Source organism: Amycolatopsis sp. NPDC003861, from assembly GCF_053605405.1.
The window spans coordinates 1-13,542 of the sequence record NZ_JBSGJD010000258.1 but is presented as its reverse complement, the minus strand read 5'-3'; the positions used below and the strand labels follow the sequence as shown (position 1 = coordinate 13,542).

Below are 13,542 nucleotides of genomic sequence, written 5' to 3'. Positions count from 1 at the left end.
GCCGACCTGGCGTCGGTCGCGGCGCCGGACGGCACCCAGGTGTTCCTCTGCGGCGACGACTGGCGGGACGACTTCACGCCCACCGGCGAAACGGCGCCCGGCGCGGGAGTCTTCGGAATCGATCACGTGGCCCTCACCCAGCCCTTCGACCACTTCGAGGAGGCGGCGCTGTTCTACCGCTCGGTGTTCGGGCTGACGCCGTCCCCGGTGGCCGAGTTCGCGGCGCCGTTCGGGCTGGTGCGCAGCCGCGCGGTGGCGGCGGGGGCGGTCCGGCTGACGCTGGACAGCGCCGTGGTCCGCCGCGGCGAGTGGGCGCCGGCCGTCCCCGAACCGCAGCACGTGGCGTTCGCCTGCACGGACGCGGTGGCGGCGGCCGCGGCCATGCGTGCGGCCGGCGCGCCCCTGCTGGAGATCCCCGGCAACTACTACGACGACCTCGATGCCCGCCTGGACCTGCCGGCCGAGCGGCTGGCCGCGCTGCGGGAGCACTCGGTGCTGTACGACCGGGACACCGGCGGCGAGTTCCTGCACTTCTACACCGCGCTGGCCGGGGCGCGGGTGTTCTTCGAGGTGGTCCAGCGGATCGGCGGGTACCGGGGTTACGGCGTGAGCAACGCGCCGGTGCGGATGGCCGCCCACCGCGCCCGCCGACACGCGGCCCCACCGGCGAAAACGCCGGCCTGAGCACCATCGCCGCCCCGGGATTTCTTTCCCGGGGCGGTTTTCGTCGTGGCCGGCGCCTGCGGGCGCGCGGAATTCCCCTGCCCCGGCGGTGAAAAACGGCCGGGACGCCTTCCTATCCGGACGACTTCTGGCGCCCGCCGCCGGTGGCCGGTGACCGCCCGGCTACTCCCCGCATGCGTTTACAACGTTCCGGCAACCGCCTTGACAGGGCCTGTGGTACGTACCACTCTAACCCCAACATTGGTCTACACCATTTGGGGCGTCCGGCCGCGGTGGCCGGGCATGGAAAGGACGGCATCGAGTGAAACGCTGGCTCAAGCTGGCGGCGGGCGCCGCCGCACTCACGCTCGCGACCGCGGGCTGCGCGGGCTCCGGTGGCTCGGACACCGCGGCCTCGTCGAGCGGCAATGCACCGCTGAGCGGGACCGTCACGGTCTGGCTGATGACCGGCTCCGCGCCGGAGACGCTGACCGGCGCGCTCAACAAGGAGTTCGAGGCCGCGCACCCCGGCGTCAAGGTCAAGTACGAGGTCCAGCAGTGGGACGGCATCCAGCAGAAGCTGACCACCGCGCTGGCCAGCGGCGCGCCGCCGGACGTCATCGAGATCGGCAACACGCAGACCGCGGCGTTCGCCGCGCAGGAAGGCGTCCTGACCGACCTGACCGCCGACAAGGACAGCTTCAACGGCGCGCAGTGGCTCAAGGGCCTCGCCGACTCGGGCAGCTACGACGGCAAGGTCTACGGCGTCCCGTTCTACGCGGCCAACCGTGAGGTCATCTACCGCAAGGACATGTTCGAGCAGGCCGGCATCACCAAGACGCCGACGTCGAACGACGAGTGGATCGACGCGATCGGCAAGCTGAAGACCAAGTTCGGCTCCGACCCCGACTTCCAGGCGCTCTACATGCCGGGCCAGAACTGGTACGCGCTGCTGTCGTTCATCTGGGACAACGGCGGGGACATCGCCAAGGCCGACGGCAAGAACTACAAGGCGAGCCTGGACACCCCCGAGGCCAAGGCCGGCCTGGAGTTCTACAAGAAGCTCGTCGACACCTCCGGCACCAAGGCGCCGAAGGACGCCGACGAGGCCAAGCCGCAGCAGGCGACCGTCTACGGCGCCGGCAAGGTGGCCATGATGATCGGCCTCCCGTGGGAGCTGGCGACCGCGGCCAAGACCGACGCGAGCCTGACCGGCAAGACCGGCGCCTTCGCGATCCCGAGCAAGAACGCGGGCCAGGCCGCCCCCGTCTTCCTGGGCGGCTCCAACCTGGCGATCCCGGCCAACAGCAAGAACGCGGCCGCGGCCAAGGAGTACATCAAGCTGCTCTCCAGCCCGAAGTACCAGAGCCAGCTCGCCGCCGCCGGCGTCGTGCCCGGCACGTCGACCGACCTCACCGGCCTGGACAAGGACCCGCTGGGCAGCGTGATGGCCAAGGCGTCGGCCAACGGCAAGGCCGTGCCGGCCAGCCCGAAGTGGGGTGACGTGGAGTCCGGCCAGAACCCGGTCAAGGACATGCTGACCGCGTACCTGACCGGCAAGAAGACGCTCGACCAGGCGACCGCCGACGCCAACGCAGCGCTCAACAAGCTCATCGGCGGATGACCGCGACCGCGAATGTGACGATGCCGGCGGGGGCCACCCCGCCGGCATCGCCGCGCGACACCCGGGTCACCAAGCGCAGGCGGGGCCGGTTCGGCGACCGGCTGCTCCCGTACCTGCTGCTGCTCCCGGCGCTGGCGGCCATCCTGGTGCTGCTCGCCTGGCCGCTGGTCCAGGTGCTCGCGATCAGCTTCCGCAAGCTCGACATCGGCCAGCTCGTCTCCGGCAAGATGATCTGGATCGGGTTCGACAACTACACGAACACGCTCTCCGACCCGGAGTTCTGGACGATCACCGTCCGGACCCTGGTGTTCACCGCCGCCATCGTGGCCGCCACCATCCTCGGCGGTCTCCTGCTCGCGGTGCTGATGCGCCACCTCGGCCCGGTCGTGCGGATCATGGTGCAGGTGACGCTGGTGCTCGCCTGGGCCACCCCGGTGATCGCCACGACCACGGTGTTCCAGTGGATCTTCGACCAGCAGTACGGCATCCTCAACAAGACGCTGGACCGGCTGGGCTTCCACGGCTTCATCGGGTTCTCGTGGTTCTCCAGCGGGCCCAGCACGCTCACCGTGATCGGACTGCTGATCGTGTGGCAGGCCGTGCCGTTCGTGACGTTCTCGCTGTACGCGGGCATCATCGGTGTCCCGCGCGAGCAGTACGAGGCCGCCGGCATCGACGGCGCCAGCGCGTGGCAGACCTTCCGCGCGGTCACCTGGCCCGCCATCCGGCCGATCACCACCATGGTGACGTTCCTGTCGGTCCTGTGGGACTTCAACGCCTTCGCCCAGATCTGGGCGATCCGCGAGGGCGGGCCCGACGGCGGGAGCACCACCCTGGCCGTCGTCCTGTACCTCAAGGGCATCGCGGGCAACCACTTCGGCGCGGCGGGCGCGATCGCGACGCTGATGCTGATCGTGCTGGCGCTCATCACCGGCCGGTACATCCAGCTGCTCGTCCGGACCCCGGAAGGTGATCTCAAGTGAGGAAATCGCTGCCGCAGCGGATCGCGCTGTCGGTCGTCGGCGTCCTGGTGGCGCTGGCCATCGTCTTCCCGACGTACTGGATGTTCGTCACGTCGCTGAGATCGCCCGGCCAGATCCTCTCGCCGAAGTACGACCTGATCCCGACGTCGTTCTCGTTCGGCAACTTCGCCACCGCGCTGGGCAAGGACAACTTCCCGACCTACCTGATGAACAGCCTGATCGTCACGGTGGGCTCGGTGCTGTGCGCGCTGGTGGCCGGCACGCTGGCGGCGATCCCGCTGTCGCGGCTGCGGTTCACCGGCCGCCGGGGCTTCCTGGTGCTGGTCATGGTGGCGCAGCTGGCGCCGGTGTCGGCCCTGTTCATCCCGCTGTTCCTGCTGATGCGGGACGCCGGGCTGCTCAACACGCTGCCGTCGCTGCTGCTGATCTACTTCGCCACCACGCTGCCGTTCACGGTCTGGATGCTCTACGGCTTCGTCAACGGGATCCCGTACGAGCTGGAGGAGGCCGCGATGATCGACGGCTGCAGCCAGACCGGCGCGTTCCGCCGGGTGACGCTGCCGCTGCTCGGGCCGGGGCTGGTCACCACCTCGGTGTTCAGCTTCATCACCGCGTGGAACGAGTACCTGTTCGCGCTGGTGTTCATCCAGGACAAGCCGAAGGAGACGCTGCCGGTGTGGCTGGCGTCGTTCCGCACCGCGTTCGCCACCGACTGGGGTGGCGTCATGGCCGCGTCGGTCATCTACGCGATCCCGGCGCTGATCTTCTTCCTGCTCGTGCAACGCAAGCTCGTGTCCGGCGCGACCGCCGGCGCGGTGAAGGGGTAGCCGTTGTCTTCGCCCGAGAAGCTCGCCGAAGCCGTCCTCCTGCCCGGGTTCGCCGGGACGACCGCCCCGGACTGGCTGCGCCGCCGGGTCGCCGACGGCCTGGGCGGGGTGGTGCTGTTCGGCCGCAACGTCGTCGACGACGAGCAGGTCGCCGCCCTCACCGCGCAATTGCGCAGCGAGCGGGACGGTGTCGTCGTCGGAATCGACGAGGAGGGCGGCGACGTCACCCGCCTCGACGTGAACACCGGGTCGTTCGTGCCGGGGCCGCTGGCCCTCGGCGCGGCCGACGACCCGGAGCTGACCACGGCGGTCGCCGCCGCGCTCGGCGAACGGCTGGCGGCCTGCGGCGTCACGGTGAACCTCGCGCCCTGCGCGGACCTCACCCTGGCCGCCGAGGACCCGATCATCGGCGTCCGGGCGTTCGGCTCCGACCCGGTGAAGGCGGCACCGCACGTCGCGGCGTACGTGACCGGCCTGCAGAAGTACGGTGTCGCGGCGTGCGCGAAGCACTTCCCGGGCCACGGCGCGGCGACCGAGGATTCGCACGTGGCGCTGCCGGTGCTGCCGCGGACCGTCGAGGAACTGCGGGAGATCGAGCTGGTCCCGTTCGCCGCGGCGATCCGCGCCGGGGTGCGCTCGGTGATGTCCGGCCACCTGGTCGTCCGCGCCTGGGGCGACGAGCCGGCCACGCTCAACCGCACCGCGCTCACCGACGTCCTGCGCGGCGAACTCGGCTTCACCGGTGCGGTGATCACCGACGCCCTGGAGATGGGGGCGGTGTCCGGCGCGTACGGGCGTCACGACGGTCTCGGCCGGTCGGCCGTGCGGGCCCTGGCGGCGGGGGCGGACGCCCTGTGCCTCGGCGGCGCGGCATTCGAAGCCGAACACCTGGACGCCTGCGTCTCGGCGATCGTGGCCGCGGTCGCGGCGGGGGAGCTGCCCCTGGAGCGGCTGGCGGAGGCGGCGGCCCGGACGGCGGCGCTGGGCACCGGCCCGGCGCCGGCGTCGGTGGGCCCGGTGGACCGGCGGCTCGGCCTGGAGGCGGCCCGCAAGGCGCTGCGGGTCCGGGGTGAGCCGCGGCTGGCGGGGCCGGCGCTGGTGGTCGACGTCCAGACCGAGCCGACCATCGCGGCCGGGCCGATGCCGTGGGGCCTCGGCGCCCACCTGGCCGAGCTCGTGCCGGGCACCCGGGCGATGACCGCGACACCGGACGACGCCGACGCGGTCCTGGCGGCGGCCCGCGGCTTCGGCAGCGTCGTCGTGGTGACGCGAGAGGCGCACCGGCACCCGCGGGTGCGGGAGCTGCTGGCCGCCTTGTCCACTGTGGACTTCATCCGGGTGGAGACCGGCGTGCCCGGGCCCGCCGACGGCGACGGCCCGCGGATCGACACGTTCAGCGGTTCCTGGGTCAGCCTTCGCGCCGCGGCCGAATATCTCGCCTGAACCGGACGAAACCCCGCTCCCGAGCGGGGTTTCGTCCGCTTTGCCGCATCTCCAGAAGTTCAGCCGCAGTTTGTACGCGGCTTGTACCGGTGGAACGCATTCTGTCCGCACACCGGAAAACTGGAGGACGGAACAATGAACATGGGGATCGTGAAGCGGCTGGCCGGGGTGGCCGGAATCGCCGCGGCGATCGTGGTCGCCGGGGCGGGCCCGGCGTTCGCGGCATCGGGCACGGTGCACACCGATTCGGGCGCGCCGCTGACCGTGCGGTCCAGCCCGAGCGCCAGTGCGAGCTCGGTCGGCAGCATCGCCGACGGCACCGCGGTGACCATCAGCTGCCAGACCAACGGATCCACGGTCGACGGCAAGTACGGCACCTCGGACATCTGGGACAAGGTGGGCGACGGCTACGTCAGCGACGCCTACGTCTACACCGGCTCCGACGGCCGGGTCGCCCCGGACTGCGCCGGCTCGACCCTGACCTGCTCCACCGCGGGCACCGGCAACCCGAAGACCTGCGCGCAGGCCGTGGCCTACGCCAAGACCCGCATCCACACGAACGACCTCGACTCCTACGAGGGCTGGTGCGACCGGATCAACGCCCAGAACTACGGCTGGTCCGCCTCGGGTTCGGAGACGGCCTACGTCCACTGGACCCAGATCCCGTCGTCGTTCAAGCACCCGGGTGACTACCAGGTCCCGGCCGGCGGTCTCGCCTTCTTCAAGAGCAGCGGCGCCGGCCACACGATGATCTCGATCGGCGACGGCAAGTTCCTGTCGAACGACATCAACGGCTACGGCAGCTACACCGAGACCACGATCGCGCAGATCAAGAGCAAGTGGGGCCAGACCTACCTCGGCTGGTCGCAGCCGTGGTTCAAGGTCAACCACTGACCCCCTGACCGCGCGCGGGCCCCTGTCCACCTCTCCCGGACAGGGGCCCGATCGTGTCCCTCCACTGTGGACGTCAGGACATCGCGATCGCGGTCTTGACCCGGACCGCGGTCGAGCCCTGCAGTTCGTTGTCCGCCGGACGCGCGTCCTCGCGGTAGGGGTCGATGCTCGCGTAGACCTTGAACTGCGCCTTGCCCGCCGCGGCGTCGGCCGCGGTGTAGGTGTAGGCGAACGGGAGGACCACCTTGCGGCCCGCCGGCACCCACTGCTTGAGCTGCCCGATCTCCTGGAAGTAGCCCTGCTCGTTCAGCTTCGACAGGGAGACCACGACCGTCTCGTCGTGCCGGGTGCTCGTGACCGACACCTTGATCGGCTTGGTGTCGTCCACCCGTGCCTTGGCCGGCACCACGAAGTCCGAAAGCGCCACGTCGTGCGTCTCGACCTGCACCGTGCCGGAGCCGGATCCGGTCCGGCCGTCGGCGGTCGATCCGGTGACCTCGAGGCGGTACTCGCCGTCCGCGGCGTACCGGTGCACGATGGGCGCACCGGTGATGGGCGCCGAGCCGCCGTCGCCGAACCGCACTTCGCCGCTGACGAAGTCCCGGCCCAGGCTGTCGCCCGAAGAGGGGTACAGCGTCACATCGGTGTAGACGGACGGGTTGTTGGGGGACGCCGACACCCACGGCCGCAGCGGCGGCGCCGTCTCGAGCCGGAGCTGGAACACCGACGCGGCCTCGGCGTCGTCGGCGACGCGGATCCGGTAGGGCTGCCCGGCTTCCGCGGTGAACACGGCAGCCCGGCGGTCACCGGAGGCCACGCAGTCCACTTCGGACAGCGAGTCCGCCGTCGTGCCCCGGTACACCGTGATGCCGGGGCCCCAGTCGTACATCGCCAGCGCGCTCACCGACCGGGTCCGGTCCGGCGTGAACGCGAACCAGACGGACTGCTCCGCGCCCGGGTCGCAGCTCGGCCGCGCTTCCCCGGCCTCGGCCGAGGCGACGGTGAGATCACCGGCGTAGTCGCCGGGCACGGAAACGGGCGTGGCCGCGGCAAGGCCGTCGTTCGGTGCCGGTGGCACCGCGGTGAACTCGGCGGTCAGGTCGCCTTGGTTGTACTGCTGGGCGAACATCACGTGGTAGGTCGTCCCGGCGGTGGCGCGGAAGGTCGCGTAGCCGGGAGTGCCCCAGGCACGGCAGGCGACCGGGGTCAGCGTCCCGCGCTCACCGGTGTAGACCGCGACGAACGGCCTTTCCCCGGTGCCGGCCGGCGTCACTCGGACGAGTTCGTCCGCGGTCGCGGTGTAGTCGTACCAGACGGTCCACGTCGTGTAGGTGTTGCACGGTGCCGGGTCGTCGGCCGCCTTCGTCGCCTCCCGGACGTCCTGGGACGCCTTGAAGGGCAGAGCGGTGACGGCGGTGGCGGAGCCGAAGTCGTCGTTGGACGGGGCGGCCGCGTGGGCGACCCCGGGCAGCAGCAGCGCGGCCGTGGCGGCCGCGAGGCAGGCGAGCAGCGGTCGGAATCTCATGTGTTCCCCCTGGAAGTCAGACGGCGGCGATGCGCGTGGCGGGCGGCTTGACGGTCGTGGCGATGGAGATCGCCTCGTTGTCGGCCGGAAGGGCATCGGCCGCCGGGTACGCCAGCTGGACCTCCGCGCGGAAGGCGACCTTCCCGGACGCCGCGTCGTCCGGGGTGAAGGTGTAGGCGAACGGGAACCGCACCTTGCCGGTGGCCCGCGCGGGCACCTGCAGGGTCAGCCGGCCGACCTCGGCCCAGTAGTCCGTGGACCGCTTGGACAGCACGACGGTCACCGTCTCGGCGTACCGGGTGTTCGTCACGTCCACGTTGATCGGCTTGCTGTCTCCCTGCCGCGCCGACGCCGGGACCGTGAACTTCGAGATCCCCACGTCGTGCGTGGTCACCGTGATGGACCTGGTCACCGTCGCGGTGCCCCCGTCGGGCGAAGTCGCGTGGAGCGTGGCGGTGTAGACACCGTCGGCGGCGTAGCGGTGGTGGACGGTGTCGGTGCCCACGGGGGCCGACGTGCCGTCGCCGAAGTCCCACGTCCCGCCCAGCGGCAGGTCGATCTGCTCCCACGACGAAGCGGAGAAGCCGACGTTGTCGAACACCGTGGGGGACGACGGGTACACGTCCACGTCCGGGTTCAGCGGAGGCGTCTCCTGGAGCGTGAACCGGAAGGTGCCGTAGCCGTGGTGGGCCCCGGTGACGCGGATGGCGTAGACCGTGCCGGGGTTCGGGCGGAACATCGCCGGGCGCGAGGAGTTGTTCCGCGCGCACGCGACCTGGGTCAGGGCCGCCGGTGAGCTTCCGGAGTAGACGGTGACGGTGGCATCGGTGCCTTCGACCCGCGCGGAAAGGGACTGCGCGGGGCCGGCGGCGGGGTAGGTGTACCAAACCGACGGCTGGTCTTCGTCGTCCACACAGGTCGAGTCGGGCTCGCCGGCCTCGGCCGCGGCGACCGAGAGGTCCGGCTGGCTCGCGAACGGCAGGGCGGTCACCGGCTCGGCGTTCGCGTAAGCGTCGTTGGGCGCCGGGGCGACCGAGTCGACGGCGAACTCGAGGGCGCCACCGGGGGTGTCGATGCCGGCGACCAGGAAGGAGTACGTCGTCCCGGCCGTCGCGCGGAAAGTGATGGCCGGCCCGGTGCCGAAGTCACAGGCGTCGGCGACGTTCAGCAAACCGCCGCGTGCTCCCGTGTTCGCGGACAGGAGCGTGCGGTGGTCGCTGCCCGCGGTCGTGGCGCGCAGCAGGCCGTCCTGCGTCGCGGTGTAGCTGAACCAGACCGTGCCGGCCGCGGCGTAACCGCTGCACCAGCCGGGGTCGTCGGCGGCCTTGGTGGCCGCGCCGCTGTCCTCCTGCGCCGTGAACGGCAAGGACGTGACGACAGTGGCGTTGTCGAAGTCGTCGTTGGCCGGTGGTGCCGCCGCGTGGGCGACCCCCGGGACCACAGTGGCCAGTGCCGCGGCCACCACGGAGACCACGGCCATCCGGCCACGAGAACGTAACGGGAACAACACGGAATCCGCCCCCCTCGCGGGTTCTTCGCCCCCATGACGAAGATCCCCGCGAGGCGTATCGGCGATCACCCGATCCGCGTGACAGCCTCCGCGCAAGTTGCCCCGAATGACGTAGCGGCGGCCGGTGTCACACCTTCATGATCCGGTGCGCCGGGTCCGCCAGGTACGCCAGCAGGTTCCCGGGCCGGTACGGCGGCTGCATCTGTTCGCTGCGGTGCAGCGCGCACGAGCCCGCGAACTCGGTCGCCGGGTCCGCCCGGCCGATGACGCGGTTCGCCGAGCCGAACCACCGGAAGAACGCGTTGAGCGAATTGTGGAGTTCGCCGAGTTCGTCCCGTGCGGCCAGGTAGTCGAAGGCGTTCTCCGTGAAGGCGAGGCCGCACTGCTCGGCGCGGTCGGCCATCCACCGGAGGGCGAGGTTCGACAGGGCGGGCTGCTGGTAGCCGCCGCCGACGTCGGAATGGGCACCGGCGAACCAGACCTGTTCGCGGCGCCGGCCGTCGGCCGCTTTGGACGGTGCCCACACGGCCGGGCTGAACGACTTGCGGTGCTCGTCCACCGCCAGTGCCTGGAACGCCGCCTGCACGATCGACGTCAGCTCCATGTCGTGGAACTGCCAGCGCTTGTTCAGCAGGTGGATCAGCCGGCCGCCGCTGAGGGGGATGCCCAGCGCGCCGACGGTGTCCCAGACGCCGACGAACCGGATGGGGGTGCGGTCTTCGCGGGCGTACTTCGTGCGGAACTCGCGGGCCCGCGGGCTGTCCGGGCCGGAGCTGGCCCGGTCGCGGGCGCGGTAGAGCCCGTAGGCCTCCTCGAGCCGGCCGAGCTCGCCGGGGCGCAGGACACCGCAGTTGCGGATGAAACCGATGGTGCTGCGCGCGGTGTAGGCGCCGCGGCTGAAGCCGAAGAAGAACAGTTCGTCGCCGGGTTCGTAGTTTTCGGCGACGAAGCGGTAGGCGTTCTTCACGTTCTTCGAGAGGCCGACGCCGAAAGCGCCCCCGGTGAGGCGGTCCCACAGCTTTCCGGTGCCGACGCCTTCGTGGTAGTACACCCGCTGCGGCACACCGGCCGGATCGGTGGGCGCGACCACCTTCTGGAGCTGGCCCACATTGGTCGGAGCGGGCTGGCGGAGGGAGTTCCACGTCCCGTCGCAGCAGATCACCAGACGTTTCGCCATGCTTCCTCCCCGGGTCCGTGCCCTCGTGAGTCGCCGGTACCCGGTGCCGCGTTACGTCCAGCGGAATACCCGATCCGGTGGCCGTTTCCCGATTTCCGGATCGGTGCGCGTCCGGTGATTTCCCGCGGCCCGGAAAAGGGGTGCGCGTGAGGGTGAATCCGCGTTACGCGATAGGCGGGACCACCGACTCAAGGGGTGAGTTGTGCGCCGGACGACGGGACCCCGCGTAGGCTCGGCGAAATGGAGCCCAGGCGCGGAACCGTGGCACCGGAGCTGGACCGGTGGGCCCGCCGCGCGGAGCGGGAGGCCCGGCGGACGGTCGTCGTCCGGCTGCGGGCCGGCACCGATCCGGGGCCGGCGGCGGAGCGGCTGGCCGAGCTCGGCACGGCGGTCGCCGACCGCGGCCCGGCCTCGGTGACCGGCGAGGTCACCCCCGGTGTCCTGCACCGGATCGGGCAGGAGCCCTGGGTGCTTGCCGTCGAGCCGCCGCGGGGTCTCCGGCAGCTCGGGTGACCGGCGCGCACCTCGAGGCGTCCGGAACGGTTCCGGAGCCGGCCGGAGGCGAGGTGCTCCCATGGAAGCTCGGCGTGACACCCACTTGGACGCGCGGCTGCGCGGGGCGATGGCCGCGGCCCGGGCCGGCGGGCCGGAGGAAGGCGTCGGGGCGCGCGCCCTGGACGTCGGCGGGCTGCCGGCCGCCACCGGGGAGGTGGCCGCCCCCGCGCAGACGACGGTCAAGCTGCTGGTGCCCGCCGGTGCCGTGCCGGCCGCCGCGGCGTGGTGCGAGCAGGCCGGCGGGTCCGTGGTGTCGGCCCCGCCGGACGCGAGCGGTGACACGGTGCTGCTCGCCGACGTCCCGGTCGACCGGCTGTCCGAACTGGACCGCCAGACCTGGCTCCGCCGGGCCGAAGCCCCCAAGGAGCTGTTCGCCCGGCTCGACCAGGCCCGCGGCGCGGTCACCGGCCTCGACAGCACGCTCGGCCTCCCGGAGCACGCCGGCCTGACCGGCGCCGGCGTGCTGCTGGCGATCGTCGACAGCGGCGTCGACTACACGCACGCGGACTTCCGGCGCGGCGACGGCTCGACCCGGCTCGAGCGGTTCGTCTGGGCCCGCCACCGGCAGGGCGCGACGGCGTCGGAGTTCACCACCTTCGACACCGCGCAGATCCAGGACGCCCTCGACGGCGGCCCGGCGCTGCCGCAGGGCGACCCGGGCGGGCACGGCACCCACTGTGCGTCGATCGCGGCCGGCAACGGCCTGGCGCTGGCCGGCCGGCGGTTCCGCGGGGTGGCGCCCGAAGCGGCGTTGTACGCGATGCGCAGTGAACCGCTGCTGGACGTGCACACGATCCGGGGCATCCGGGACGCGTTCGAGCTCGCCGGCGACCGCCCCTGCGTGCTCAGCCTGAGCAGCGGGACGCACTTCGGCGCGCACGACGGCACGTCGGCGCTGGAGAACGAGATCGCCCGGGCGTCCGGGCCGGGCCGGATCATCGTGGTGGCGGCGGGCAACGAAGGCGACGACGGCATCCACGCCTCGGGCCGCCTGGTGCCGGGCCAGGACCTGGTGTTCCCGGTGCGCGTGGCGGACACCGGGTTGCTCTACTGCGACGTGTGGATCCCGCGCGGCGACGTCGTCGACGTCTGGGTGGAGGCCCCGGACGGGACGCAGTTCGCGCCGGACCCGGACGAGGTCACGACCGCGCACGGCACGTTCGTGGCCGACTTCGTGGAGAACCCGCTCAACCGCGACCAGAACCTGACCTTCCTGATGATCGACGGCCACGTCGACGACCGCTGGACGGTCCGCATCCGCCCGGTCTCGGTGGTCCACGGCGAAGTGCACGCGTGGGCGGGCACGGTGGCGGGTGGCCGGATGCTGTTCCCGGGCGCGCCGCTCGACGGCTACACGGTGGGCATCCCGGCGTGCGAAGAGCGCGCCATCTCGGTGGCGTCGTTGATCAGCCGCACCAGCTTCGAAGGCCCGAACGGCCCGTCGCCGCTGCCGGCGTTGCAGGTCGGCACGCTGTCGGCGTACTCCAGCCAGGGCCCGACCCGCATCGGCGGCTTCAAGCCGGACATCGCGGCCCCGGGCCAGGTGGTGACGGCGGCCCTGAGCAAGGGTTCGGAGTTCGCGGCGGACCCCCGCCTCGCGGCCCGCCTGCACCCGAGCGGCTGTTACCTGACGATCCAGGGGACGAGCATGGCGACGCCGTTCGTGGCGGGTCTGGTGGCGCTGATGCTGGCCCAGGAGCCGACGCTGACGCCGGAGGACGTCCAGCAACGCCTCCGCACCACGGCCCGGCGGGACGCGGCCACCGGCCCGGTCTGGAACCCCCGCTACGGCTGGGGCAAACTCGACGCGGCGACGATCCTGTCCGGGTGACGCCGGGGCGCCCGTCAGAGCGGGTGGGTCTCCAGGTACGCGGTCCACACCTTCTTCGGCACGCACATCCGCCACGCCTCCACGACCAGCTCCCGCATCTCGCCGGGGTCGATCGCCGCCAGGCGGCACCGCACCCAGCGGAAGCGCAGGTCCGACGGCTCCGGCAGCAGGAACTTGCCGGGCTCCCCGGCGATCAGGGCGTCCCGCTGCTCGCGGGGAAAGGCGAAACCCATCAGGGTCTCGTCGGCGGAGAGGGCCACGAAGACGATCTGCCCGACCCGGAACTTGATCCGGTCGCGCACCACCGCCTCGTAGGCACGCGGGAGGGTGGACGCGAACGCGCGGACGTCGTCACCGGTGACCATGCCGCCATTCTCCCGCGGAACGCGGAACCGGGGGGGGCGCGCCCCCGCCGGGGGCGGGCGGGGGGGGGGGGCGGGGCGGCGACCGCGGGAGACCCCCACAGCAAAGCATTTTGTTCGGGGTAACGTGGGGTCTGGATTAAATGGT

12 protein-coding genes are annotated in these 13,542 nt (G+C 71.8%); 8 read left to right on the top strand and 4 right to left on the bottom strand.

Annotated features, from left to right (window positions below; all coding sequences use genetic code 11):
* The 6 genes from ACWEVN_RS40060 to ACWEVN_RS40035 form a co-directional block, all read left to right on the top strand.
* On the top strand, positions 1-684 hold a 684-nt coding region (locus ACWEVN_RS40060; RefSeq protein WP_452054761.1), incomplete at its 5' end, for a VOC family protein.
* Positions 685-985: 301 nt separating this feature from the next.
* Complete coding sequence (locus ACWEVN_RS40055; RefSeq protein ID WP_452054760.1) at positions 986-2,287, top strand: sugar ABC transporter substrate-binding protein; 1,302 nt, start codon at positions 986-988, stop codon at positions 2,285-2,287.
* On the top strand, positions 2,284-3,270 hold the full coding sequence (locus ACWEVN_RS40050) for a carbohydrate ABC transporter permease (RefSeq protein ID WP_449684605.1): 987 nt from the start codon (positions 2,284-2,286) through the stop codon (positions 3,268-3,270). The genes ACWEVN_RS40055 and ACWEVN_RS40050 overlap by 4 nt, the downstream gene beginning before the upstream one ends.
* Complete coding sequence (locus ACWEVN_RS40045) at positions 3,267-4,097, top strand: carbohydrate ABC transporter permease (protein WP_176169899.1); 831 nt, start codon at positions 3,267-3,269, stop codon at positions 4,095-4,097. The genes ACWEVN_RS40050 and ACWEVN_RS40045 overlap by 4 nt, the downstream gene beginning before the upstream one ends.
* A 3-nt stretch (positions 4,098-4,100) precedes the next feature.
* Positions 4,101-5,540: a glycoside hydrolase family 3 protein gene (locus ACWEVN_RS40040; protein WP_452054759.1), complete on the top strand. Its 1,440-nt coding sequence runs from the start codon at positions 4,101-4,103 to the stop codon at positions 5,538-5,540.
* Between the two features lie 135 nt (positions 5,541-5,675).
* On the top strand, positions 5,676-6,434 hold the full coding sequence (locus ACWEVN_RS40035; RefSeq protein WP_310976269.1) for a hypothetical protein: 759 nt from the start codon (positions 5,676-5,678) through the stop codon (positions 6,432-6,434).
* A 73-nt stretch (positions 6,435-6,507) separates the two neighbouring features.
* On the opposite strand, the gene ACWEVN_RS40030 is transcribed toward ACWEVN_RS40035, so the two are convergent.
* The 3 genes from ACWEVN_RS40030 to ACWEVN_RS40020 form a co-directional block, all read right to left on the bottom strand.
* A complete protein-coding gene (locus ACWEVN_RS40030) occupies positions 6,508-7,959 on the bottom strand; it encodes a hypothetical protein (RefSeq protein WP_452054758.1) in 1,452 nt (483 codons plus the stop codon).
* 16 nt (positions 7,960-7,975) lie between these two features.
* The gene (locus ACWEVN_RS40025; RefSeq protein ID WP_452054757.1) at positions 7,976-9,439 is read right to left on the bottom strand and encodes a PKD domain-containing protein; all 1,464 of its coding nucleotides are present in this window, start codon (positions 9,437-9,439) and stop codon (positions 7,976-7,978) included.
* Between the two features lie 157 nt (positions 9,440-9,596).
* The gene (locus ACWEVN_RS40020; RefSeq protein WP_452054756.1) at positions 9,597-10,646 is read right to left on the bottom strand and encodes a DUF2235 domain-containing protein; all 1,050 of its coding nucleotides are present in this window, start codon (positions 10,644-10,646) and stop codon (positions 9,597-9,599) included.
* A 240-nt stretch (positions 10,647-10,886) separates the two neighbouring features.
* Between ACWEVN_RS40020 and ACWEVN_RS40015 the strand changes: the two genes are divergently transcribed.
* The gene (locus ACWEVN_RS40015) at positions 10,887-11,159 is read left to right on the top strand and encodes a hypothetical protein (RefSeq protein WP_452054755.1); all 273 of its coding nucleotides are present in this window, start codon (positions 10,887-10,889) and stop codon (positions 11,157-11,159) included.
* 61 nt (positions 11,160-11,220) lie between these two features.
* Entirely contained in the window at positions 11,221-13,032 is a 1,812-nt protein-coding gene (locus tag ACWEVN_RS40010) for a S8 family serine peptidase (RefSeq protein WP_452054754.1), read from the top strand.
* A gap of 14 nt (positions 13,033-13,046) precedes the next feature.
* Here the strand turns inward: ACWEVN_RS40010 and ACWEVN_RS40005 are convergent, their stop codons facing one another.
* The gene (locus ACWEVN_RS40005; protein WP_452054753.1) at positions 13,047-13,397 is read right to left on the bottom strand and encodes an MmcQ/YjbR family DNA-binding protein; all 351 of its coding nucleotides are present in this window, start codon (positions 13,395-13,397) and stop codon (positions 13,047-13,049) included.
* Between the last annotated feature and the right edge of the window lie 145 nt (positions 13,398-13,542).